Origin of the sequence: Photorhabdus cinerea, from assembly GCF_011189575.1 — a bacterium.
In the GTDB taxonomy this organism is placed as follows: Bacteria; Pseudomonadota; Gammaproteobacteria; order Enterobacterales; family Enterobacteriaceae; genus Photorhabdus; species Photorhabdus cinerea.
Genome location: NZ_PUJW01000098.1, coordinates 1 through 1341, shown reverse-complemented (window position 1 = coordinate 1341; position 1341 = coordinate 1). Strand labels below are relative to the sequence as shown.

The 1341-nt window shown below is 50.8% G+C and carries 1 pseudogene; it reads left to right on the top strand.

The annotated features are described in order from the left end of the window. Positions 1 to 1341 (top strand): annotated as a pseudogene (locus tag C5469_RS22695) (M23 family metallopeptidase); the annotation flags it as partial.

Genomic DNA, 1341 nt, shown 5'->3' with positions numbered 1-1341 from the left:
AAAAAATGATTATCAGTCCTCCCCTGTTGCGGGATAAATCCGATAGTGAAAGTGATCCAGCCTGGGTAAATAGAATGATCCCGGTGGACGCCCAGCGGGGTTTCCCGGTGAATGTCTGGCATACCTGGCACGGCGGGGTGCATCTTACGCATAGTGATAGCACCAGCCGACCGGAAAAAATCAGGGCTATCGCGGATGGAACGGTGCATTTTGTCCGGCAACCCGAATTTTCCAAACGGGACCGGCCCCCGTATAACTATAGCGGTGGGACAGATTGTGGCTGCGTGGTGCTGAAGCATGAAACGGAAATTGGCAGTGGAGAGAACGGCAAAGTGACGTTTTTCTCACTGTATATGCATCTGAAATCGTTGGATGAGGCTATCTCGGTAGGAAAAACGGTTTACCGAAAAGACTCGCTGGGTACGGTAGGACAGGTGGACGGGGCCAACGCGGTTCATTTCCAGATATTTTGTGATGATAGTAACCTGACTAAATTAGTTGGTCGTACCACGTCAGCACTGGATATCACCCAAGATGGCCGTACGGACGTGGTGTATGGGGATATGCATTTCTACCTGCCGGCAGGCACGGCTTTCTATGCAAAAGCGCCGGAGAAAGACCCGGCTATGACCCGGGAAAAGGCGCAATATACCAGTCTGGAGCCGCTGTTTATCACGATGAGCTTTGATAAGGGGCAATGTACGATGACAACCCGAAGACAACACCGGAACGGGCATGATGAAACGGTGGGAGAAGTTCAGATTAGTGAAGATTACGAGTATGATTTGTATAAAAAGGCGGCCAAACTCTACCCGGACAGCCCAAGTGCCGGTTATGAAATGTTGCGGTTTGGGCGAATTATCAATCCGGAGCATGAAACGTTATCTCCTGCTGATGCCCCTCACTGGCGGGAAGTGAATTATCCCGGCGGAGCAGGCTGGGTGAATCTGGCGGTGAGCGAGGTGAAGAAATTCAGTGATGCGGATTTTCCTCACTGGATGGGGTGGCAGTTGATAGATGATGACAGCGACAGCAATAGTCAGTGCCATTCCCCGACGTTACTGGCCGAACTTAACGCAGAAACCGAGCCACGAGCAGACCTGAGTTACACGATTTGTCATTTTGCGTTTGAGTGGGATGCTGAGACCGTGGACACCCGTTTTAACTGGCTGAAATTGCCCAATGATGTGCTGGATGAGCCGATGTCGGCAGAGGACTGGGATAAGTTTATTGCTCATGTTAAGGCGCTATGTATTGATATGGTAGGATTACCATCCGGCAAGGTGTGGCATTTTGATCCGAGGAGGTTTATTACCCATTTCAGGAAGTGCGGGTGGTTAG